The sequence below is a fragment of the Acinetobacter sp. Marseille-Q1623 genome, assembly GCF_902809895.1.
GTDB lineage: Bacteria > Pseudomonadota > Gammaproteobacteria > Pseudomonadales > Moraxellaceae > Acinetobacter > Acinetobacter piscicola_A.
This window is the reverse complement of record NZ_CADDWG010000001.1, coordinates 2,083,222-2,107,282: the sequence shown is the minus strand read 5'-3', so window position 1 is coordinate 2,107,282 and position 24,061 is coordinate 2,083,222. Positions and strand designations below refer to the sequence as shown.

Genomic DNA, 24,061 nt, shown 5'->3' with positions numbered 1-24,061 from the left:
TTATTACTCAAATAAAGAATTAAGCTTCTTTATTTTCAGCTTTTGGTTTTTCACGTAAACGAATGCCAAGGTCACGCAATTGATTTGCTTCAACAGGTGCTGGTGCTTGAGTCAATGGACATTCAGCAGTCTTGGTTTTCGGGAATGCGATTACGTCACGGATTGAAGATGAACCTGTCATCAACATGACAAGACGGTCAAGACCGAATGCCAAACCACCGTGAGGAGGCGCACCGAATTTCAATGCATTTAACAAGAAGCTGAATTTCTCCTCTGCTTCTTCTTCAGAAATACCAAGCGCTTCAAAGATCGCTTTTTGCATTTCTAAAGTATAAATACGAAGTGAACCACCACCGATTTCAGTACCGTTCAAGACCATGTCGTAAGCAACAGATAATGCTTGACCAGGGTTGTTCTTCACTTCTTCAACACTTGATTTTGGTAGTGTGAATGGGTGGTGAACAGAAGTCCATTTACCGTCATCAGTTTCTTCGAACATTGGGAAGTCAACAACCCAAAGTGGCGCCCACTCACAAGTTGCCATATTCATGTCATGACCGATCTTGATACGTAACGCACCCATTGCATCATTTACAACTTTGGCTTTATCCGCACCGAAGAAGACGATGTCGCCATTTTCAGCGCCAACGCGTTTCAACAAATCAAGCACGATTGGCTCGATGAATTTAACGATTGGAGATTGAAGACCTTCGATACCTTTTTCAAGTTCGTTGACTTTGATATAAGCCAAACCTTTCGCACCGTAGATCCCCACGAATTTAGTATATTCGTCGATTTGGCTACGTGGAAGTGAGCCTGCACCTGGTACACGAAGTGCAACGATACGACCTTTAGGATCTTTAGCAGGACCTGCGAATACTTTGAACTCAACGTCTTGCATCATGTCTGCAACGTCAACCAATTTCAAAGGAATACGCAAGTCAGGTTTGTCAGATGCATAGTCACGCATTGCATCTGCATACGTCATACGTTGGAATTTGTCGAATTTCACGCCAAGAAGCTCATCGAACATCTTAACAGTCATGCCTTCCATCAAATCCATAATATCGTCATCGTTAAGGAACGATGTTTCGATGTCGATTTGAGTGAATTCAGGTTGACGGTCCGCACGTAAGTCTTCGTCACGGAAACATTTTGCGATTTGGTAGTAACGGTCAACACCACCCACCATCAACAATTGTTTGAATAATTGTGGTGATTGCGGAAGTGCATAGAAGCTACCATTTGAAACACGACTTGGCACTAAATAGTCACGCGCGCCTTCAGGTGTAGCACGTGTCAAGATCGGTGTTTCAACGTCAAGGAAACCGTGTTCGTCTAAGTAATTACGGATTAAGTTAGTCACTTTAGAACGGAAACGTAAACGGTCAATCATTTCTGGACGACGAATGTCTAAGAAACGATATTTCAAACGAATTTCTTCAGAAATATTTGCGTTTTCATCATTCAATGGGAATGGAGGCGTTTCAGATGAAGCAAGAACTTCAATTTCTTTACCTAAAACTTCGATTTGACCACTCACCATATTGGCATTTTCTGTGCCTTCATAGCGACGACGTACACGACCTACGATTTTTAATACAAATTCTGAACGTGCTTTGTCTGCAGTTGCAAACGCTTCAGGTGTATCAGGGTCAATCACCACTTGAACAAGACCGTCACGGTCACGCATGTCAAGGAAGATTACACCACCGTGGTCACGGCGACGGTGAACCCAACCGCATAATGTCACGGTTTGGTCGATTTGGGCTTCAGTCAATGAGCCGCAGTAATGAGTTCGCATCATAGCGTTAGAAATCCAACTATATGGGTTAAGGAAGCGGGTACGTAAACAGCGCACCGCCTAAAAATGTAAACTGAGATTATGCCTCTTTGAGCATGTTGTCACAAGGACTTGGGCGAAAAACTATAAAAATTCACGCGGATTGCTCAATTAAAATAATGAAAGATTTTAAGATTTGGAAAATATTGCACAGGTTTTCTGCAAAATGATAAAAATCAAACTGCCTAAACTAAAAACGACTAAAAATGCTCTAAAGAAATAATTAATTGATCTGCCGATATACTGATATAAATCATCGGAAAATGTACTTGCAGTGAGACTTTCAGAAAAATTGAAGTAACTTAAAAAACCTGAAAATATAGAGAGAAAAAAGAGTGCAATGACATAAATTTTAATATTTTTATGGATCGGTTGTGTATGCCTAAAATGCTGGTGGTGGCGATAAATCATCCAAAATAGAATGGGTAATGCCAATGCTGACATGCCAATTTGTAAAACTCGATGTAAAGGGTAACTATGCTGAAAAATAGAAATTTGGCGACTTAACACGTCCTTAAACGCAACCGTTCGAAAATCAACATGAGTAAAACCATCCCAAATAATATGCGTGGTCACACCAACCAAAACTGCCACAATAATACTGAGTATAAAACCTGAGTAATCATTTAAATTTTTTAGATTTAACGCTTTGTTAAGCCCTGAAAAGGCAAATAACATTGGGCGGTACAACCCATACCAAAGTCCACAGAAAAATAAGCCCATTAATAGATTAGGAAAGATCAAGCCTGACCATTGGTGTGATTGATCATAATTTGCATCGGTAAATAAACGATATAAATCAGGTGTCATACAGCCAATCGCCAATGCAGCAATCGGCAAACGATGTCCTGTCAGTTTAGAAATCGGTGGCGCTAAAACAGCATGAGAAATGGTAAAAGGCATATCAAAAAAATAAAATATAAAACTCTATTATTCTAACGATTTCTGATAAGCAGAATGTTTTTTATTGCAATTATATTGAAATGTTATAATATAACAATAATTTTAAAGTATGATGCTTCGAGCGCAATCACATGTCTTTTTCAAAACATATTTTGACACTCTCTATTTTAACTGTTTTTTCTACAAGCAGTTGGGCTGAAGAACAAGCTACAGCACAGCAAAAAACGATTGCCAATGAGGACGGCATTCAACAATTAGATACATTGACTTTAACCGCACATCCTTTACAACAGTCAAAGCAAGATTTTGGTGTTGCCGATCAAACCGTTTCTCGGGACACTTTACAGCAAGGCGGCTCTACTTTAGGTGAAGCACTGAAACAACAATTAGGTGTGTATTCTAATAGTTTTGGTGCAGGTTCAAGCCGACCTGTGATTCGTGGTCAAGAAGGTGCACGCGTAAAAGTCACACAAAACGCCACTGAAAGCATGGATGTATCCAGTTTGTCACCCGACCATACGGTCACTGTCGATCCGCAATTGGCTGAAAAAATTGAAGTGATTCGAGGGCCTTCGACTTTATTGTATGGTGCGGGCTCGGTCGGTGGTTTAGTCAATGTTGTTGACTCTAAAATTGCGACAAAAATGCCAAAAGACGGTTATGCAGGAGATGTCGGCCTACGCTATAACTCAGGTAATGATGAAAAATTAGCACATGCGGGGATGACAGTTGGCTTAGGCTCAAATGTTGCGTTGCGCGTCGAAGGTTTAAAGCGTGAAGCCAATGATTATATTGCACCCAATTATAGCGTAATCGAAGATCATGGCGATCATACACACAGCACGAAAGAGCGTCGTGTGGGCAATACATTCTCTGAATCAGACAATGTCAATGTTGGTTTATCTTGGATTGGTGAGCGAGGTTTTGCAGGCGTGTCTTATAGCAACCGCCAAGATCAATATGGTTTACCCGGACATAGTCATGAGTATGAATCATGTCATCCACATGGCGATCATTTACATTGTGGCGGACATGATGACCATGAACATGAAGATGAATCGGCACATGATCACGAAGGACATGATCATGATCACTCAGGTGCAGGACCATGGATCGATTTAAAAACGGAACGTTATGATTTCCGCTCAGAATTAAACAATCCATTTGCAGGCTTTAAAAAATTACGTGCTCAAGCCAGTTATACAGATTATCAACATGATGAAATTGAAGGTGATCAAGCAATGACCACTTTCAAAAGTAAAGGTTATGAAGGGCGTATTGAATTGGTACACAATCCTTTAGCGCAGTGGGAAGGTGTATGGGGGCTACAAGCAAGCCAGCAAAAACTCGATATTTCAGGTGAAGAAGCGATTTTTGCACCGAATAAAACTCAAAAATATAGTCTATTTGGTTTAGAGCATCGTCAGTTAGGTGATGTGCATTTAGAGTTAGGGACTCGTTTTGATCATCAAAAAATTGATATTGATTCAATGCAAAAAGACTTTGATGGCAATGCCTTTTCTGTTTCAGGTGCAGCAAATTGGGAATTTAAGCCAGATTACACATTGTCTTTATCGGCATCGCATCAGCAACGTTTGCCTTCTGCGCAAGAGTTATATTCAAAGGGTGGACATTTTGCGACCAATACTTATGAATTAGGCAATGAAAATTTAGACAAAGAAAAGTCAAATAATGTTGAAGTTGGGCTGCATTATGATGGAGATCGGCTCAGTTATCATGTTCATCTATATCATAATTGGTTCGATAATTACATTTATGCCAAAACTTTGGATCAGTACGAAAATTTCCGTCTGATTGAATATAGCCAAGATGCAGCCAAGTTTTATGGCACTGAAGCAGAAGTGACTTATCAGTGGAATGATATGCATAAAACAACGATTTTTGGTGACTATGTACGTGGCAAAATTGACAATGAAAATGCGCCTCGTGTGCCCGCAGGTCGTTTAGGTACACGTGTAAATGCAAATTTTGATGACAACTGGTCAGGTTCTGCTGAATATTCACATGTGTTTAATCAAGATAAATTTGCTTCTTATGAGCGAGAAACCAAAGGCTACAATATGGTGAATGTCGGTGTGGCTTATCAGCATCCGTTTGCCAATAAACAAGTTGCCAAAGTTTATTTAAATGCCAATAATTTACTCGATGAAACGGTCTATGAACATAGTTCATTCTTGTCAACCATTCCACAAATGGGACGAAACTTTGTCATCGGTGTGGATTATAAATTCTAAAATTTAAATTCATTCACCAAATCGTTATTGAAAATAAAAGAGATTCGACCTAGTCTGACAGCAGTAGACTAGGTTTTTTAATATGCGTATCTTTCATAAAATTCACAGTAAGTTGAATTGGTCAAAACGTCGTTATTTGAGTTTAATCTTTGCTGCATTGGCATTGGGTTATTTATCTTCTGCGATTTATCATACAGTGAAACCTTTACCACAAGGACTGAATTTTACTGGACCTTTACGGTATGCTGATGTGAAATTTATTGCAGATGAAACCTATATTGATGCACAAGGTAAACAGCAGCTAGATCATCATATTTTTGATCAAATTTTAGCTTTGATTAAACAAGCAAAAACCACCATCGTGGTGGATATGTTTCTATTTAACAGTGAGGTGGGTGAGTCTAAAGTTCAGCAAAGAGCATTAACCCATCAATTAACCGAAGCATTGATTAATCAAAAAGTGGTCAATCCTACACTGGAAATTAAATTTATTACTGACCCCATTAACTCTGTTTATGGTGGAATTGCCCCTGAACAATATCGTAAATTGCGTCAAGGTGGCATTGAAGTGATTGAAACCAATCTTACCCCACTACGGGCTTCAAATCCGACATGGTCTGGTTTTTGGTATTTATGCTGCCAAGATATCGGCAATAATGCTGAAAAAGGTTGGTTAAACAATCCATTTGGTAAAGAGCCGATCACCCTTCGTAGTTATTTAAATTTATTTAATTTCAAAGCCAATCACCGTAAAACCATTGTGGTTGATACGAACGAAGGTTGGAAAACGATTGTCACTTCGGCAAATCCGCATGATGGGAGTTCTCGTCATTCGAATGTGGCATTGTTGGTGAATGGTGCTGTCGCAACTGATGTGTTGAAGTCTGAACAACCTGTGGCACAGATGTCAGGTGGAGATACACCTTTTGTGATCGTGGGGAAATTACCTGAAAGTCCAGCCAATCCACAAGTGCAAGTGCTGACTGAACACGCAATTTATGATGCAGTTTTAAATTTATTAGACAGTGCAAAAGCCAATGATCAAATTGATTTGGCAATGTTCTATCTGTCAGAGCGTAAAATTGTCAAAGGATTGATTGCTGCAAAGCAACGTGGTGTGAAATTGCGTATTTTGCTTGATCCAAATAAAGACGCATTCGGTCGTCAGAAAAATGGCATTCCAAACCGTCAAGTGGCTTCTGAATTGCATGATGCAGGTGTAGATGTGCGTTGGTGCAATACACAAGGCGAGCAATGTCATAGCAAGATGATCATCAAACGTAATGCGCAGTCTGCAGAGTTGATCCTAGGTTCTGCCAATTTTACCGCACGTAATCTGAAAAACTATAATTTGGAAACAGATTTACGTGTTGTGGGCAATCCGCAACAGCAAGTGTTTGTTGATGCAACTCAGTATTTTAATACGGCTTGGTCGAACTTAAATGGTCGAAAGATGAGTGTGAACTATTCAAAGTTTGCGGATGAATCGACATTCAAATATGGCGTGTATCGATTTATGGAATGGAGTGGACTTTCAACATTTTGATTTGATTTATAAATTTGTAAATTATGTACTGAATGGTGAATGATTCAGTGCATAATTGCTGCTCAAAATATTTTAATTAAAAACTTGAGCCTAAATATGCAAAAAATCATGCAAAACCATAAAACTTTAAAAAAATTTAAAACATCATTTTTTTTAACATCGATTCTTGCCATAGGGATATTTATTTCGCCTTTTGCCTTTGCTGAAAATCCTTTAGTCACTCAAGCCAAAGAGTTGCGAACAGGCAGTGAAAATGTCGGTATTGATCATCAAAAAGCCATTGCATTGCTGAAAAAAGCCTCTGATGAGGGTGATGCAGAGGCGATGTATTTATTAAGTCAGTATTATCTGTCGACTTATGATTTTCGATATTTACCTGCAAATTATAAAATTAACAGAGATTTAGTCCTTAAGTCAGCGAAATTAGGTCATTGGGAAGCCATTAGCCAATTAATGACAGAGGAGCGAGTTGCTCAGGCATTCTCTATTCCTGCACAAATGAAAAAAGAAATGAACGCGCTAAAACCTGTGATTGCGCGCGGTATTAAAAATAAAGATCCCAAAGCATTTATTGCAATGGCAGATGCTTTGGATGAGCCTGCAAATTATAGAGGTTTTAGCGCTGAACAATGTCAGTGGTTGTATAGAGGCTATCGTTTAGGGGATATATGGGATGCAGGTTACCGCTTAAAAAGTTGTGATGATGATGACTTAAAGAAAATGAAAGCACCATCATCTGCACAATTTAGTCAGATTTATGATGCCAATGTACGTCAGGAAATTCAAAATTATCAATTGATAGCGCAACCTACGTTAAAACAGAAAGTGGCTATTTTAGATAAAATTGGTTGGAATTTATCAGAGGAATTTGCCGAATTTCCAACAAAAATTGAGAAGGAAATTAAAGACTTTTATATTCAGCAAGGTCAACAAGGATATAGCGATGCATATATACAGCTTGTAAAAGATGATTATGATTTTAAAGAGAAAAAACCATGGTATGAAAAAGCGGCAAAATTAAATAATCCGATTGCTTTGACTGAATTAGGTTATGCCTATTTGTACCCTGAAGATGACAAACAAAAGCCAAATAATCAGCTTGGAATTCAGTATTTAGAAAAAGCCATACAGTTAAATGATGCAGATGCAATGAATTATCTAGCTGTTTGGTATACAGATCAAAGTGACAAACCACAAGATAAAGACAAAGCCAAACAGTTATATTTACGTGCGGCACAGTTAGGTTCTGTGGATGCGATGCAAAATTTAGCTCGTGTCTTAGATGAGCCTGAAAGTTATAAATGGGCAAGTATTGCATTTCAACATGGAGGTAAAGATGATGATATTTTACCAATGGCATATCAAGCCTATGCTGAAGGTATTGGCGTAGAAAAAGATGAAAAAATTGCGGCTGAAGTACAACAACGTATAGATCGTATAGAAAATAATAGCCAAGCGATGAGAGAAGCGTGGGGACTTGGAGAAGAATAATTGAATAAAAAAGCCAAAGTTAAACTTTGGCTTTTTTATTTGTAGCCTTTGTTATGGTTGTGGATTTGGTGGCACCATTTTATCTAAATCTTTATCTGAGATTTTATCTAGTTCATGCAAATCAGTTTTGATTTTCCACTGACTTTCATCTTCAACGGGTTGTGGTAAACGCGCTTCTAACCAGTCACAGACGACATCTGGTGGAAAGTCTGCGTGATTACATTGAATGACCCAAGCTAAAAATTGTTTTGCTTCACCATTCATATACGGTGGTGGTGAAACAGGTAAAAATTGAGTCGGAAGACGTTCATTTTTTGAAATATAATTCAGCACATGTCCCAATTCTTGTACCGTTTGCCAAGCCAAAGGGTGTTCGATATTAATCTGAAATTTAAACCACCATGCCGATTTTCCATCCGTACCATAACTGTCAATAAACGCTTTTTGCACACTTGGTACTTTACAAAAAAATTGATGTAAACGGTCAAAACTCAGTTCAGCCACAGTACAGCATCCATCCGACAAAAAAGAATATCTTAGCAGATTGTATTTTAAATGACTTAAATGAAATCAAGTTAATACTAAAATGCCATTTCATATTGTGTATAAAATATTCATTATTTATCTCAGATTTGGCATTAAAATAACAACTAAACGGTTTTATGGTGGAGGTTGAGGTGAAAAACTTATTCAACTTGAGTGTAGTGACACTGATGTGCAGTGCATTTTCAACCACACTCTATGCAGATGCACGAGATTGGGCGGGGTATCGGAGTGTTGAACGTCGGCAGCATCAAATTCCAACGCAAACTTATCAATATACAGATCAAAACGGTTTAACCCAAAGCAAGCAGATTCCCATTCGACCATCACAAAATTATGGGCAATGGGGAAATTCTTATCCAAATTATCCGCATTATCCACATCAAAACTATCCAAGTCGACCTTATCCTGTTTACCCACAACAGAATGGCGTGACCATTATTTATCAACAGCAATTTCCAACCCAGACACAGTCTTCGGGCAGCAGTTATGGTTATGTCAATGGTGACGGTGGGCGAATAGAAAGTTCACAATATATGCTGATTAGTGACTGGCGCCGTTATGGTTTGCCTGATCCTCAGGTCGGTATGCATTGGATCTATGAAAATGGGCGTTATATTCAAATCCCTAATGATCGCTAGAGCAATAAATATCGACCTCCAACATAATTCCCTTTCCTTGAGGAGAGGGGGAAGTGGTTTTTTAAGCCAGTTCATCGTCTTCTGGGCGTGGGGTTTTGCCATGTGGTACAGGATGATCGTGCTGTTTTTCCCGAATCACGGAAGGAAATTTCCATGAAGCAAAACGCACAATTAAAATGGAAATCGCTAAAATTAAAATTGAACCTGTAATAATAATTTGATCTATATCCGCTTTATGATCATGTTGAATGTCTGAAATTAATAGCCGAGTCAGTGCCGTAATGGCTATATAAATCAAAAAGCGTACAGGCATATGGTTGGTTTTAAAGTAAATTCCAACCATTGCACCGAGTTCTAGATAAATGAATAACAATAAAATATCATCAATACTGGCATATTTTTTAACAGTTAAAATTTCTACAATGGTATGTACCGCCGACCATGCAATCATACAGCCAATAATAAAAAGTGCTAAATAATGAAAGGCTTCAACAGCAAGATTGCCAAATTTGTCGAGGATTTTCTCAATTTTCTCTATACGCGGGTCTTTATTCATATCGTCCTCCATTGCCTAAGTTTTAAGTTATTTAAAACCATGCAAATTTCATGCACATGAAAGGGAGTTGTGAAGCCAATAAAATTTTGAAAATATTAATCTGTCAATTAAGATCAATACAAAGATCAATTTTGATAAAAATAAGGACAAATATGTATTTATATCGCCCCGTTGGATTATTTGAATATCGTTTAATTGAAAGTACAAATTTTCGAGCATTTCCACCACGTTTGTATTGGCAACCCATTTTTTATCCTGTACTCAATCAAAAGTATGCTGAAAAGATTGCATTAGATTGGAATACCAAAGATCAAGCGAGTGGTTACATCGGTTATGTCACACGTTTTGAGTTGGCAGATGAGTATTTGGCTCAATTTGAAGTACATACTGTAGGTGATGATTTTTGTCAGGAAATGTGGATACCTGCGGAACGTTTGGATGAGTTTAATCAGCAAATCATGGGTAAAATTGAAGTGGTTAATATTTTTAAAGGTGAGGCTTTTACTGAAAATGCTGAATTACCTGAGATATTTAAAACGAGCCCAGATGGTTCAAAAGAGTATTAATTATCAATGTACTTACCAACACACTTTAAACAAGAAGATTTAAAAGAACTTTTTGACTTAGTCGAAAACAATCCATTAGGGAGTTTAATGGTCGTTCATGAAGGTGAAATTGAAGCCAATCATATTCCTTTTGAGTTGGATCGTTCAGTAGATGCAAATGGAGTCCTGCGAGGGCATATTGCGAAAGCCAATCCATTATTTCATTTGTTGGACAATGACCAATCTGCTTATGTGATATTTCATGCCGATCAGGCTTATATTTCACCGAATTGGTATGAAGGTAAACAGGAGCATCATCGAGTTGTACCGACCTGGAATTATCGGGTGGTGCATGTGAAAGGCAAGATTCGTAAAGTTGAAGATGATAAATATTTGCGTGGCGTGTTGGCTCGACTTACTCGAACGCATGAAGCGACTCAGCCTGTGCCATGGAAAATGGGTGATGCCCCGAATGATTTTATAGCAGAGCAATTAGAGAAAATTGTGGCGATTGAAATCAAAATAGATTCAATCATCGGTAAGTTTAAAGTCAGTCAAAATCGCAGTGCTGTAGATGCTGGAAATGTGGCGCAGGCGTTGGAAAATAAGAATACTCAAATGGCGGAGTCGGTGAGGAAGTATTGTCTTAAGTCGTTACCTTTTAGGCAATAAATTATAAAAGGAATCATTTATGACATTTTATAAAACACATATTGAGTTTAGATCAGATCGTTTCCCACAAACACCCCAAGAAAAGGAAGAATGGGATAAGCAAGTTGGCGGGATTCTATTAGCACAATATTTAACAGCCGAGCTAGAAAAACATGGAATTAAGGTTTCGGGGTTTAATATTGAGGACTGGGGGTATTTGATTTCGCTTTCAGATGAACAGTTTAGTGATATTTCGATTGGTTGTAACCATTATTTAGAATATGAAAATGGCTTTTTAGTCTTTATTCATCCATATAAGCCAATTATTAAAAAATGGTTCTTTAAAAAGATAGATATATCAGAACAACTTACGATTTTATCAAATATTTTGAATGAAATTTTAACAACAAATCCTGAAATTTATGCACAACGTTGGTGGAGTCAGGAAGAAATGCGTTTAATGGGCTAGTAAATTGAGTATTATGTTAAAAATATTTTTCATTCAGTATTCAAAATAAAACACCCCCAACTTTTACAAGTTGAGGGCATTGTCAAAGTTTAAAACTTTTTAAAATTTAGAGCTTAAGCCTGATTAGTAAAGTAATCTTCGCTAAAGCCCATAATCACTTCTGCGCCAGATTTGATTTTAGCAATACGTGAGCTTAGGTCAGGCAGCACGCGTTGAATGAAGTAATGTGTCAATGCCAATTTGTCTTGGTAGAATTGACCTTCTTTCGCTTTCGCAGCTTTAGCAATACGTGCAAACATATAAGTAAAGCTGAGTAAACCAACTGCATGTAAGTAATCAACCGCTACAGCATTAGAAAAATCAGCATGTTCCTTAGCACGTTCAAGAATACGCTGAGTCACCACTTCAATTTCAGTTGCAACGTCTAAAGTTGCATCTTTAATGAAGTTTAAGTCCGAATCTAGATCATTGGCAAAATCACGGATTTCCGCAATATATTCTGCAATAAATGCACCATTGCATTTAATGGTTTTACGACCAATTAAATCTTGTGATTGAACGCCGTTGGTTCCTTCGTAAATTTGTGCAATACGCAAGTCACGAACGCATTGTTCCATGCCCCATTCACGGATAAAGCCATGACCACCAAAGACCATTTGTGCATCAATTGCAGCATCAAATGCAGTATCTGTTAAATAGGCTTTTGCGATAGGTGTAAGCAGGGCAACACGGTTATTTGCAGCTGCTACAGCTTCAGCATCTGTAGAGAATTTAGTGATGTCAAGCTGTTGACCGACATACACTGCAAAAGCACGAGAGGCTTCGTTGTTTGCACGCGCATTCAACAACATACGACGTACATCACCATGAACAAGGATGCTGTCCGCAGGTTTGTTTGGAGATTGAACGCCTTGAGCACTACGACCTTGCAAACGATCTGTCGCATATTGCGCAGCATTTTGATAAGCGTATTCAGAAGCACCTAGACCTTGGATGCCCATCGATAAACGTTCGTAGTTCATCATCACGAACATTGCCGCTAAACCTTCGTTTTCTTTACCTACGAGGTAGCCTTTAGCAGCGTCAAAGTTCATCACGCAAGTTGCAGATGCTTTGATCCCCATTTTGTGTTCAATGGAACCCGGGCCTGCAGTATTGCGCTCGCCTAGAGAACCGTCAGCATTGACAATGAATTTCGGAACGATGAATAGAGAAATACCACGTGAACCCGCAGGTGCATCAGGTGTTTTTGCCAAAACAAGGTGAATGATGTTTTCAGCAAGATCATGATCACCACCTGTAATAAAGATTTTTGTACCTGTGATGTTATAAGTACCATCTGCATTCGGTTCAGCTTTGGTTTTGATAATGCCTAAGTCTGTACCTGCATGTGGCTCAGTCAAACACATGGTACCTGACCATTCACCAGAGTAAATTTTAGGCAGGTAAGTCTCTTTTTGTTCTTGAGATGCATAGCTGTTTAACGCCATACCTGCACCGACTGAAAGAAGCGGGTAGAGCATGAATGATGGGTTGGTTGCAAATAACATTTCATCTGCAAGTACAGTCAGCATTTTTGGCATGCCTTGACCGCCCCATTCTTCGTCAGCACCTAAGCCGATCCAACCACCTTCAGCATATTGTTTGAATGCTTCTTTAAAACCTGAAGGTGTAGTGACTTTGCCATTTTCATAGTGTGCACCTTCTTCGTCACCTGTACGGTTTAAAGGAAGGGTAACATTTTGTGCAAATTTAGCCATTTCTTCCAAAATAGCTTCAGCGGTTGCTGCATCTAAATGAGCAAGGTTTTCGTTCGCTTGCCAGAATTGCTCTGCATTAAAAACATCATTAAGAATAAAACGCATATCTGCAAGAGGCGCATTATAAATTGGCATAGTTCATTCACCTGTTTTTTGTTTGAATCCGTGTCAATCTTAGTCTAAAACAAAGCGTTCAATGGTGTTATTCAACCAAAGATTGATGATGTGTATTTATAAAGAAAAAGGACAATCAAAGCTATGACTGTCCTTTCTCGATTTCTGCACGCATGGGTACAGTTTTTTAATCAATTAAAATGCAAAGTGTTCAGCATCTAAAGTCATTAAAGGCTCTAGACCGCCTGCAATTACGTCTACGTGTGAGCGTACACGTGGCAAGATTTTCTTGAAGTAGAAGCGTGCAGTGGTTACTTTGGCATTGTAGAAATCTACATCGGTTGTACCTGCTGCTAAAGTTTCTTGTGCAACAAGTGCCATACGAGCCCATAAGAATGCAAGTGTTACATAACCAGAGAAGTATAAGTAATCAACTGCTGCAGCACCCACTTCGTCTGGATTTTGCATTGCTTTCATACCGATTTGCATGGTTAGATCACCCCACTCTTTATTCAGCGCAGCAAGTGGTTCTAAGAATTCTTTTAATTCAGCATTGTCTTTGTTTGCTTCGATAAATTTATGGATGATCTTAGTGAAGTCTTTCAACATTGCACCTTGAGTCCCTAAAACTTTACGACCGAGCAAGTCAAGTGCTTGAATTTCAGTTGTACCTTCGTATAAGCAAGAGATACGTGTATCACGTACGATTTGCTCCATACCATGTTCAGAAATAAAGCCATGACCACCAAAGACTTGAACACCGTGTTTTGCAGATTCTGAACCAGTTTCAGTTAAGAATGCTTTCGCAATTGGTGTTAATAAAGACAAAATATTGTCAGCAAATTTACGATCTTCTTCTGTCGCACCTTGTTCGACAATGTCGGCATATTGAGACAAGAAGTAAACAAGCGCACGACCACCTTCAGCAAAAGCTTTCTGCGTCATTAACATGTTACGTACAGCAGGGTGCACGATGATTGGATCTGCTTCTTTTTCAGGTGCTTTAGGGCCAGAAAGTGAACGCATCGCTAAACGTTCTTTCGCATAAGCAAGCGCGCCTTGGAAAGAAGACTCAGAAGCGGTTAAACCTTGAACAGCCGTACCAATACGTGCAGTGTTCATGAAAGTAAACATGCAGTTTAGACCGCGATTTTCAGGGCCGATCAAGAAACCTTTTGCGTTATCAAAGTTGATGACGCACGTAGCATTACCATGGATCCCCATTTTGTGTTCAATCGAACCACAACGTACCGCATTACGCTCACCTAGAGAGCCATCTGCATTGACATTGAATTTTGGTACGATGAATAGAGAAATACCTTTGGTGCCTTTCGGTGCACCTGGTAAACGTGCCAATACGATATGGATGATGTTCTCAGCCATGTCATGTTCGCCTGCTGAGATAAAGATTTTCTCACCAGAGATTGCATAGCTACCATCTGCTTGTGGTTCAGCTTTAGAACGGATAATCCCCAAGTCAGAACCTGCATGAGATTCTGTTAAACACATGGTACCCGTCCATTCACCTGACACAAGTTTTGGTAAATAGGTATCTTTTTGTTCAGCAGAACCGTGATGTTCAATGGTACGTACTGCACCATGAGACAAACCAGGATACATACCCCATGCCCAGTTTGCAGAACCTACCATTTCAGAAATAACGGTACCTAATGAACCAGGTAAACCTTGACCGCCATGTGCTTCTGGTACAGAAAGCGATGGGAAACCAAGTTCAATATATTTTTGATATGCTTCTTTGAAGCCAGTTGGTGTAGTTACTACACCGTCATTCCATGTACAGCCTTCACGGTCGCCCACTTGATTAAGTGGAGAAAGTTCATTTTCACAAAAGTCAGCCGCAGCTTCTAAATATTGGTCAACCAACTCACGGCTTACGGTGTCAGAAAATGCAGGGAGTTTAGCGTAGTGTTCTTCGACATTTAATAATTCATGTAAAACGAATTGCATATCACGTAAGGGTGCTTTGTATTGTGGCATATCGGTTTCCTCAATACTGGTTAAACCAGATTTATAATCCTAATAAATACGATGCATGTCTTCATCGACACATAGTTGTTATGTACATCGTGCAACAACTTATAATAACGTACAAGTATTTCTGTGTGATTTCTCTGTGACTGTAAAGTCAAAGAAAAATAGTATCAATCTTGTAAGTCCCTTGAGTGTAAACAGTTTTATAAAGAAATTATGTTCACAAATAGTCAAAATCGTAAAAAGATATTTCCAAACATGCGTTTGTCAGAATGACGAATTCAAAAAAATTAGTCAGTACATAATTGCTTTACTTTTATCTCAAAAAACATAAAAAGTGTGGCATTTTTGGCTGATCACTACGCTTTCATTGAAGGTCAGTCATTTTTCTATTTTAGTTTAAAAAAATCGCCCCCAAAGGCGATTTAATCTCACAGTTTTTGAAATTTTATGATGCTTTTATATCTGTTATCGGGGGAATAGATTGCATCGGTTACACAGATTTTTGTGCTTGGAACTTAACTACACATGTTCCAGTAATAGTTTTTTCGCCTAATTTGACTTGAATAGGTTGGCCATTATTTTGTCCTGCACAAGCTTTTTGAACTTGTTCATGAAAAGCTTGACGTTCAGTACGCTTTTGTTCACGTTGCTGTTGCAATTGTGCACGTTGTTCTTCGGTCATTTGTTGCATATGATGTTGACCACGATGATGATCGCGCATCATACGGCCTTGGTCTTGACGAAATTCGCTTCGCATCTCACGTAATGCTTTACGATCTGCTTTAAACACCATATTACATGTGCCATCTACAGTTTTGTCACCTGCTTTTAGTTGGGTCGTTTGACCTATTGTTTTACCATCACAGGCTTTTTGAACCTGTTCATGAAAAGCTTGACGTTCAGCACGCATTTGTTTGAAGTGGGCACGTTGTTCAGGACTCATCTGACGGTCATGATGATGTCCCATCATATGCCCAGCATATTCAGGCTTTGAACTAGACGTCGATTGACAGGCAGTTAATGCCCCCATACTCAGAATACTAGCAGCAACAAGTACGATTTTAGTGTGGGCTTGCATTGTGTCTACTCCAATCATCTGATGAATATTTTCAATGCTTAAAGATTAAATAATAATGATGTAGAAACAATGGAGGGCATTTTTTCACATGGTTGGTTACAATGAATAATAAAGAAGAATATGTGTGAGAGTTAATTTGAACATACGCCGAGTCCCCATCGCATTACGCTTATTTTTGACGGTTTTACTTACGACCTTAGTGATTACGACCGTCAGTTTGGGTGTGTTGCATTGGACAATGCAGAAAAATTTCGCGAAATATGTTGCAGATGTAGAGATGCAAAAACTTGATCATTTGATTGAAAATTTAGCGAGCGTATATGGTTTATACCATGACTGGGGCAATGCTGTTCAGGCACAAATTTTACAAATTGAAGGGGAAGCTGCACCTGATGATTATGATAAATTATCACACTGGTGGTTGCGACGTCAGTATGATATTGCCTTGCAACAGCGTTATTTTAAAGAGCATACTTTAGTCAGTCAGATCAGCCAAGATTCGGGCATGAATCAAAGAAAACTTGATCCTGCTGAATTGCAAATGCTGCAAGAAAATTTACCTTCCGAATATCAACCTTTTGAAGGTTTAAAATTTCCCTTAAGTGCTAATCAAAACTTTTTTAAACCAGTTGAAAAAAATAATAAGAGTCAAACAGCGGTATCTTCTTTGAAGCAAGAAGGTAAAAAACGTTTTATTTCAATGCCTGACCGTTTAGGTTTGAGTTCTCGTTTATCTTTATATGATGCGAAACATCAATTCATTATTGGTGAGCCATCAGAAGATCAAGTCTCATTTCGTCCGATTATTGTCAAAGATCAAGTCGTGGGTTATTTGGGCTTAAAACCTGTTTTAGATCAGGATGATGCTTTAAGTATTAATTTTTTTAGTAATCAAAAACGCTTTTTACTGCTCATTTATATTTTATCTGTGATTGCAAGTTTAGTTGCAGCATTATTATTAGCAACTTATTTTAAAAAGCCGATTCAACGTTTGTTACATGCAACACGTGAGTTAACCCAAGGGAATTATCAACATCAAGTTGTCGTTAAGCGAAATGATGAGTTGGGTGATTTGTCTAAAGAAATTAATCAGTTGGCAGTTATCTTGGATCAGCATGAACATTCACGTCGTCAATGGGTCGCAGATACATCACATGAACTGAAAACACCTTTAGCGGTCTTACAGGCGCAAATCGAAGCCATGCAAGATGGGATTAGAAAACCAACACCTGAACATTTTGATTCGATGTTGCGTCAAGTTACCAGTTTGAAGAAATTGACCCAAGATTTGGCAGATTTAGCGCAAGCTGAAGCACAGCAACTGACATGCTATTTTGCTGACGTAGATCCGTGGGATGTGGTTTTGCAAGAAGTTGAAAACTTTAGACCGAAATTTGAACAAGCCAATTTATCAATTCAAGTTAGTGGTGAAGGTACAAAATTACAATTAGATATAGATCGTTTTAAACAAATTATGGTGAACTTGTTGGGGAATAGTATTCGCTATACTGAAGCAGGTGGTGAAGTACAGATTCATACCGTACAAGATACACAAAGTTGGACGATCTATGTTGATGATAGTCCATTGGGTTTAAGTGATGAGCAATTGGCAAAACTTGGTGAGCGTTTTTATCGAGTGGATGATTCTCGGACACGTAGTACAGGTGGTACAGGTCTAGGTTTGGCATTATCAGGTAAAATTGCCCAAGCCTTAGGTGGTAAGTTGAGTTTTGAGCATTCTCCATTGGGTGGTTTGCGTTGTAAATTAACTTTCCCAAAATAAACAAAGTGTTAAAAGAGGAAAATACAACATGAAGCATATTATGCTTGTCGAAGATGAAGTGGAACTTGCGCAATTGGTGCGAGATTATCTAGAAGCAGCAGGCTTAGAAGTCAGTATGTTTCATGATGGACAAGAAGCTTACGATAGCTTCTTGCAACGTAAACCGAGTTTAATGATTTTAGACTTGATGGTGCCGCGTATGGATGGTTTAACCATTTGCCGTAAAGTGCGTGAACAGTCTGATTTACCTATTATTATGGTCACTGCACGTACAGAAGAAATTGACCGTGTTTTGGGCTTAAATATGGGCGCGGATGATTATGTCTGTAAACCGTTTAGCCCTAAAGAATTGGTGGCACGTGTGCAAGCTGTCTTACGCCGTTTAGAACGTAAAGCAGAGCCTGAGGAAAATAATTTATTCCGCATGGATAAAGCACAACAACGCATTTGGTATCAACAAAAATCGTTGAATTTAACACCAACTGAGTTCCGCTTATTGGAGTTATTCTTAGAGCATGTGGGACAAGTGTATTCACGTGCACAGCTTTTAGACCATATTAATCCAGACAGTTTTGATGTTGCTGATCGTGTTATTGACAGCCATATCAAGAACTTACGTCGTAAAATTTCAGAGGCAGCGGAAACAGGTAATCGTCATGAATGGGTACAAGCGGTTTATGGTGTAGGCTACCGTTTTGAATATCCAGAAGATTAAAAAAGTTACAATCTGAAACATTATTTGTGGATAAACACAGGTTTATCCACAGATATTGGGTATAAGTGTTGATAACAGCAATTAAAAAACAGACAATCAATTTCAATATTTATATGATGAAAACGACGTTGAATCATGTATTTTATAAAAATGATACTTCACTCTTTGAACTCGTTTTGATCTTGATCTTTTGTGAACGTAACACAATCGAATAACATCTATCGAAAAATGACATGTCTAACACCTCTGATTATTACCATCTTCGTCGATTTTTTGCAGTGCTGTTTTTTCTTTCTGCTTTTGGTTGTCTAATCGCATTTTTGAGTACAGGTTTGCAGCATTATATTTTGCTTGTTGTTATGATTATTTTGTTTATTTTGACTTATTTTATTGCACCATATTCACAAGCAAGACGAAGCTGGAAGTCGGATGTAGCACAAGAAGTTCTGCTTGATCAGTGGTTTATTGAAGGCTTTTTTCATATTTTTGTTTTTTTAATTCGTACTGTGATTTCTTTCATTCGACACCTTGTAAATTAAAAAATTATTGAATGGTTGAATGTATCACGAGTACTTGTTTTTGCTTTTTAGTCAGTTGCTCTGTCACCAATTGATACGATGTCTTGACTAAATCTTCGATCAACTGCGCATCAATTTTTTCACCGGCATAGATTGAAATCCAGTGTTGTTTATTCATGTGATAGCCTGTATGAATAGAGGGATATAAATCCCGTAAAATTTCAGATTGTTCAGGCGTACATTTGAGATTAATAATTTTCTGAGTTGCATGTTTAAAACTCATCATAAAAATTTTATTCATGACTTTAAAAACACGAACATCTTCACCAAAAGGATAGCTGAGTTCAGCCAAGGGAAGCTGTGCTGCGATCTGTATCGCCAATGTCTGAATCTCATCTTCATGCATGTTTTTATTTCCTATATCAAGCACAGATTATTTATGGATAAATCGTGATTATGGTTCCATCATCCACCAATTTCCAGATTTCATCCATGTCGACATTGCGAACAGCAACACAGCCCCATGTCCAATCTTTTTGTGGCAAATAGGTCATGAGTTTGGGGAGTTTATTGACTTGTGTAGTGGTTGCAGAACCATGAATCATAATATCACCACCCGCAGAAACACCAAGTTTTTTGGCTTTGGCTTGGTCTTGTACATTGGGATACGATACATGTAACGACTTATAAAATGCACTTTTCGGATTACGCCAATCTAAAATATATTGTCCTTCAGGGGTTTTACCATCGCCTTCTTGAACTTTATGTCCAATGGGATTAAAGCCCAAACGCATGGGATAGCTTTGAATGATTTGATCACGATGCATGAGTTTAATTAGGCGTTTAGCTTTATACACTTTAACTTCGGTTATGGGGGTATTTTGGCGAATCTGTTGAATTTGTGCGGTAGAAAAATTTTCAACCTGTATCTCTTGTGATGCGGTCGGTAAATATTGATTATATTTTTGATAAGCAAAAGCCCCTGCAATTGCAAGAATAATCAAGGTGATCAAGAAAATAATGTTTTTATTCATTGTTAAAATAACTTGTTTATTTAACCAATATTTTATAAAAAATGAGTTACTTATATCGTGGTGATATTGTTTAAATTTTCTCTTGAATGACAATGGGTAGGACAAGCTACCCATTGGTAATTTAACATTGATTTATGAGGAACAACTCACCATGACTTCAGGCACATCATTAGGTAAAGGTGCTAAGTCTTCAGCTTTTTCCAGATTACTTTGTTTGCTGAATGGTTGACTGAGTAATTTAAACAGACGATTTACTTCTGAAAAATCATTACGTTCCGCCAATTCGATCGCTTTTTGTGCCATGTGATTTCGTAAAATATACACAGGATTGGCTTTAAGCATTTCTGCATCGAGTTGCTCCGTGTCTTGGTTTGTTCGAATACTTTCATATTGTGCTAAGAAACTTTCAAACTGACGACGGTCTAAGCAGTCATCGTTAATGGCTTCATAGTGTTTGTTCTGTAACCGAATAAAACTGTCGGTATAGTCGAGTTGCTCTGTTTGTAGAATTCTTAAAAATGCCATGGCACAGTCAAAACTATCTTTATGGAAGCTTGGTAGCCCCATTTTCTGACATAAACCATGGGTATAATGTTCTAAGAATGTTGGCTCAAAATGTTCCAAACAAGCGGCAAGGTCTTGTTTAAATTGCTCTTTGTTTTCAGGTGTTGCCAAAGGAATTAAATTGTTGAGCCAATTCCATAAATTCCAATGCGCAATACTCGGTTGGTTTTGGTAGGTATAACGACCATTGTAATCACTGTGATTGTTGATCCAATTCGGGCGGAAACGCTCCATAAAACCATAAGGTCCAAAGTCTAAAGTTGAACCTGTAATGTTTAAATTATCGGTATTCATCACACCGTGGGCAAAACCCACCAATTGCCATTTTGCAATCATGACGGCTGTATTTTGAATGACTTTGGTGGCAAAGGCCAGAATCGGTTGTTCAGCATCAAGACATTCAGGATAATGCCATTCGATGCATTTTTCGGTAAATTCTTTGAGTAATTCAGGTTGATATTGATTGATCCATTCAAAATGTCCCAAACGAATATGACAGTCAGATGTACGAAGCATCATTGCGCCAAGCTCTAACTTTTCACGTTGTACGCCTTGTTCAGAAGTTGTGAATCCGACGGAATTACTTGAAGGTACGCCTAGAGAATTCAGCGCATGACCTGCTAAATATTCACGAATTACTGAACGCAGTACTGCACGACCGTCGCCCATACGTGAGTAGGGTGTTGAGCCTGCACCTTTTAAATGCAAGTCGATGGTTTGACCTTCTTTATTTAAAACTTGGGCAATCAATAAACCTCGTCCATCACCGAGTTGTCCTGCCCATTGTCCAAATTGATGTCCTGCATAGACCATTGCCAAAGGGTGAAATTCAGCAAAGGTTTTTTGTCCGCTACAAATTTCAACCCACTGCGCTTTTTCATCCGCAGACCATTGCAGATCATCCGCAAGTGCTTCATTGAAATGTCCTGCTTTTGCCCCTTTGAGTGGTGAGGGCATTTGCTCATGGTAGAGTTTTGGGTTGAGGGATGGGTAGCGAGGATTAAATTTCATAACAGGTCATCACAATGGCTTTGTGAAAACTATAGCAAAGTTATAGGATAAGCTGTGCAAATTAAAAAGAATGACAACATGATTGAACAAGTGTCAGAAGATAGACTCCCTATTTTTGCTAAATATAGTATTGTCGAGATTGGAAGTATTAATATTGCTTTAGATTCTCTTTTATTAGCAAAGGGGTTTAGTTATATTCCTAGTTCTATAGATGGTTTGGGGGAATCAAAAGCTTTTTTATTTAAATTAGATCGGGATTATTATTTTCTTCATGTTTTAACTGATCATCCCACATTAAAATTTACTCAAATTCATACTACAAGTTTAAGAAGACCAGAACAATCATTTCAAGTTTTATTTGATGCTTTAAATATTTCTTTAAATCAAGTGGGTATATATTATGACAATTTTGATATTCAATATGTTTCAATTCAAAACCAACTTAATCTACGATAAAAAATATTGTATCAGTTATCTTTATCAAACGAAGAAAGGGCTTTAAAAAGCCAAAAGAAAAGCCCCATTTTGGAGCTTTTCAGTCAATTCAGATTAAGAAACGACGTTCTTTTTAATGCCGCGCATTAAAGTTTCTAAACGTGAACGATGGTAACTCAGTTTTTGTTCAACCAACTGAAAATCAACTTTAAGTTTGCCATCCATTTGGTGAATTTTTTCAGCAACAGCGGCTTTTTTCGCTTGAATCTCTTGCTCTTTTAACTTCGCCCAATCATTGAGCGTATGGGTAAATGCTTCATATTCTTGCGCCACTTTTTGTTTCATTGCCAAAATATCAGCATTCACATCATGTCCATATACAGCCAAGTCTTGTTCAGCGTATTTAAACTTCATTGCCAATTCTGCTTTTTTAATATTAAAGCTTGGAATACGGCGTAAATTTTTTGCTAAGCCAACTTTAGAGCAAGTCCAGATGAGCCATTTTGTTGGATCATATTGCCACCATTTCACACCATTACGGTAGTCGTACTGGAAAATATGATGATAGTTATGATAACCCTCACCCCATGTTGCAATGGCAAGAATAAAGTTGTCACGTGCTGTATTTTCGTCTGTATAAGGACGTTTGCCCCACATATGACACAATGAATTAATGAAGAAGGTGACATGGTGGCTAAAGATTAAGCGCAATAGACCGCCTAATAACAACACGCCCCAAATATCACCAACAGCCCAACCAATTGGCAATAAAATCGCAGCATGAACGATGATGACCAATGGGATGTAATATTTGTCTTGGAACATGACAATTTTGTCATTCAGTAAATCTGGTGCATTTTTATAATTGGCTTCTGAGGCAGGATAGTTACGTAACATCCAACCGATATGTGCATACCAAAAACCGTTATTAATCGAATATGGATCTTGGTCAACATCATCGACATGACGATGGTGAGTACGGTGACCTGAAGCCCAAAACAAAATACTGTTCTGAACGGCAAAAGTCCCCATGATCATTAAAATAATTTTAAGCGGCACAGTCGCTTCATAAGCACGATGTGCCCATAAACGATGGTAACCGGCAGTAATACCTAAACTACTTAAACCAAGTAGTACGAATAAGCTGATCCACGCCGCAGTACTGAAATCATGATGCCAAGCATATAAAGGAATGGCGATCAGTGCGACGATAGGTAAAAAAACTAACGCAAATACACCGATCCAGTTAATTGGGGCTTTGGGTAGGGGAGCATTCATCTCCAACAGCACTCCTAAGAACCTTAAAGTATGAGGTAAAAATATGATACAGCCAACGACTTTTTATAGGGCTGTAATGGGTGAATTTTAACATGCTATAACAGCTATTCACTAGCATTATTGTACAACTGTATTGTACGAAACAGTAACAGAATAAAACATCATTTTGATGGGATTAATCGGAAAAAAGAAACAGCGAAGTTTGTGCAAATTTAAGTTAATTTATGTGTGGGAAATGTGCATGAAACTTCGCTTATTTTTTGATTTTATATATAAAGTTACATTTCATTTGTGGGGTTTAAATAAAATAAAAACAAAAATCCACAATTTTAA

General features: G+C 38.2%; 22 protein-coding genes. 11 read left to right on the top strand and 11 right to left on the bottom strand.

The window, feature by feature from the left end:
- Positions 1-19 precede the first annotated feature (19 nt).
- The gene (aspS, locus tag HUV91_RS09965; RefSeq protein WP_174493294.1) at positions 20-1,807 is read right to left on the bottom strand and encodes an aspartate--tRNA ligase; all 1,788 of its coding nucleotides are present in this window, start codon (positions 1,805-1,807) and stop codon (positions 20-22) included.
- Between the two features lie 165 nt (positions 1,808-1,972).
- Positions 1,973-2,746 (bottom strand): DUF4184 family protein, encoded by a 774-nt coding sequence (locus HUV91_RS09960; protein WP_174493293.1) that lies wholly within the window; start codon positions 2,744-2,746, stop codon positions 1,973-1,975.
- Between the two features lie 131 nt (positions 2,747-2,877).
- On the opposite strand from HUV91_RS09960, the gene znuD reads away from it, so the two are divergent.
- The 3 genes from znuD (at position 2,878) to HUV91_RS09945 (ending at position 8,038) form a co-directional block, all read left to right on the top strand.
- Positions 2,878-5,001, top strand: a complete 2,124-nt coding sequence (znuD, locus tag HUV91_RS09955) for a zinc piracy TonB-dependent receptor ZnuD (RefSeq protein WP_174493292.1) — start codon at positions 2,878-2,880, stop codon at positions 4,999-5,001.
- An 82-nt stretch (positions 5,002-5,083) separates the two neighbouring features.
- Positions 5,084-6,547, top strand: coding sequence for a phospholipase D family protein (locus HUV91_RS09950; protein WP_174493291.1), 1,464 nt, complete (start codon positions 5,084-5,086; stop codon positions 6,545-6,547).
- Between the two features lie 108 nt (positions 6,548-6,655).
- Entirely contained in the window at positions 6,656-8,038 is a 1,383-nt protein-coding gene (locus HUV91_RS09945) for a tetratricopeptide repeat protein (protein WP_174493290.1), read from the top strand.
- A gap of 51 nt (positions 8,039-8,089) precedes the next feature.
- Here HUV91_RS09945 and HUV91_RS09940 read toward each other — a convergent pair whose 3' ends face one another.
- Entirely contained in the window at positions 8,090-8,542 is a 453-nt protein-coding gene (locus tag HUV91_RS09940; protein WP_130074193.1) for a hypothetical protein, read from the bottom strand.
- Between the two features lie 173 nt (positions 8,543-8,715).
- Here HUV91_RS09940 and HUV91_RS09935 point away from each other — a divergent pair, with 173 nt between their 5' ends.
- A complete protein-coding gene (locus HUV91_RS09935; protein ID WP_174493289.1) occupies positions 8,716-9,222 on the top strand; it encodes an RcnB family protein in 507 nt (168 codons plus the stop codon).
- Positions 9,223-9,283: 61 nt separating this feature from the next.
- On the opposite strand, the gene HUV91_RS09930 is transcribed toward HUV91_RS09935, so the two are convergent.
- The gene (locus HUV91_RS09930) at positions 9,284-9,778 is read right to left on the bottom strand and encodes a phosphate-starvation-inducible protein PsiE (protein WP_130074195.1); all 495 of its coding nucleotides are present in this window, start codon (positions 9,776-9,778) and stop codon (positions 9,284-9,286) included.
- A 152-nt stretch (positions 9,779-9,930) separates the two neighbouring features.
- Here HUV91_RS09930 and HUV91_RS09925 point away from each other — a divergent pair, with 152 nt between their 5' ends.
- The 3 genes from HUV91_RS09925 to HUV91_RS09915 are packed head-to-tail and all read left to right on the top strand — an operon-like array spanning position 9,931 to position 11,443.
- Complete coding sequence (locus HUV91_RS09925; RefSeq protein WP_107008065.1) at positions 9,931-10,344, top strand: ADP-ribosylation/crystallin J1; 414 nt, start codon at positions 9,931-9,933, stop codon at positions 10,342-10,344.
- Between the two features lie 6 nt (positions 10,345-10,350).
- Entirely contained in the window at positions 10,351-10,995 is a 645-nt protein-coding gene (locus HUV91_RS09920; RefSeq protein ID WP_174493288.1) for an FMN-binding negative transcriptional regulator, read from the top strand.
- Positions 10,996-11,014: 19 nt separating this feature from the next.
- A complete protein-coding gene (locus HUV91_RS09915; protein WP_174493287.1) occupies positions 11,015-11,443 on the top strand; it encodes a hypothetical protein in 429 nt (142 codons plus the stop codon).
- Between the two features lie 113 nt (positions 11,444-11,556).
- On the opposite strand, the gene HUV91_RS09910 is transcribed toward HUV91_RS09915, so the two are convergent.
- From HUV91_RS09910 to HUV91_RS09900, 3 genes are all read right to left on the bottom strand, one after another.
- A complete protein-coding gene (locus tag HUV91_RS09910) occupies positions 11,557-13,338 on the bottom strand; it encodes an acyl-CoA dehydrogenase C-terminal domain-containing protein (protein WP_174493286.1) in 1,782 nt (593 codons plus the stop codon).
- A 174-nt stretch (positions 13,339-13,512) separates the two neighbouring features.
- Entirely contained in the window at positions 13,513-15,315 is a 1,803-nt protein-coding gene (locus tag HUV91_RS09905; RefSeq protein WP_174493285.1) for an acyl-CoA dehydrogenase C-terminal domain-containing protein, read from the bottom strand.
- A gap of 487 nt (positions 15,316-15,802) precedes the next feature.
- Complete coding sequence (locus HUV91_RS09900; protein ID WP_174493284.1) at positions 15,803-16,390, bottom strand: hypothetical protein; 588 nt, start codon at positions 16,388-16,390, stop codon at positions 15,803-15,805.
- 136 nt (positions 16,391-16,526) lie between these two features.
- On the opposite strand from HUV91_RS09900, the gene baeS reads away from it, so the two are divergent.
- The 3 genes from baeS to HUV91_RS09885 all read left to right on the top strand — a co-directional run bounded on the left by baeS (position 16,527) and on the right by HUV91_RS09885 (position 19,427).
- A complete protein-coding gene (baeS, locus tag HUV91_RS09895; protein WP_174493626.1) occupies positions 16,527-18,173 on the top strand; it encodes a sensor histidine kinase efflux regulator BaeS in 1,647 nt (548 codons plus the stop codon).
- Between the two features lie 28 nt (positions 18,174-18,201).
- Entirely contained in the window at positions 18,202-18,888 is a 687-nt protein-coding gene (locus HUV91_RS09890; protein ID WP_111861215.1) for a response regulator, read from the top strand.
- A gap of 233 nt (positions 18,889-19,121) precedes the next feature.
- Positions 19,122-19,427 (top strand): hypothetical protein, encoded by a 306-nt coding sequence (locus tag HUV91_RS09885; RefSeq protein WP_174493283.1) that lies wholly within the window; start codon positions 19,122-19,124, stop codon positions 19,425-19,427.
- Positions 19,428-19,431: 4 nt separating this feature from the next.
- Here HUV91_RS09885 and HUV91_RS09880 read toward each other — a convergent pair whose 3' ends face one another.
- From HUV91_RS09880 to HUV91_RS09870, 3 genes are all read right to left on the bottom strand, one after another.
- Positions 19,432-19,812, bottom strand: coding sequence for an MmcQ/YjbR family DNA-binding protein (locus HUV91_RS09880; protein ID WP_174493282.1), 381 nt, complete (start codon positions 19,810-19,812; stop codon positions 19,432-19,434).
- 31 nt (positions 19,813-19,843) lie between these two features.
- Positions 19,844-20,440 carry a L,D-transpeptidase family protein gene (locus HUV91_RS09875; RefSeq protein ID WP_174493281.1) on the bottom strand — a complete coding sequence of 199 codons (597 nt, stop codon included), beginning with the start codon at positions 20,438-20,440 and terminating at the stop codon, positions 19,844-19,846.
- A 132-nt stretch (positions 20,441-20,572) separates the two neighbouring features.
- Positions 20,573-22,015: a protein adenylyltransferase SelO gene (locus HUV91_RS09870; protein ID WP_174493280.1), complete on the bottom strand. Its 1,443-nt coding sequence runs from the start codon at positions 22,013-22,015 to the stop codon at positions 20,573-20,575.
- Positions 22,016-22,093: 78 nt separating this feature from the next.
- Here HUV91_RS09870 and HUV91_RS09865 point away from each other — a divergent pair, with 78 nt between their 5' ends.
- Positions 22,094-22,471 (top strand): hypothetical protein, encoded by a 378-nt coding sequence (locus tag HUV91_RS09865; protein WP_174493279.1) that lies wholly within the window; start codon positions 22,094-22,096, stop codon positions 22,469-22,471.
- A 93-nt stretch (positions 22,472-22,564) separates the two neighbouring features.
- Here HUV91_RS09865 and HUV91_RS09860 read toward each other — a convergent pair whose 3' ends face one another.
- The gene (locus tag HUV91_RS09860; protein WP_130074208.1) at positions 22,565-23,728 is read right to left on the bottom strand and encodes an acyl-CoA desaturase; all 1,164 of its coding nucleotides are present in this window, start codon (positions 23,726-23,728) and stop codon (positions 22,565-22,567) included.
- Positions 23,729-24,061: the final 333 nt, after the last annotated feature.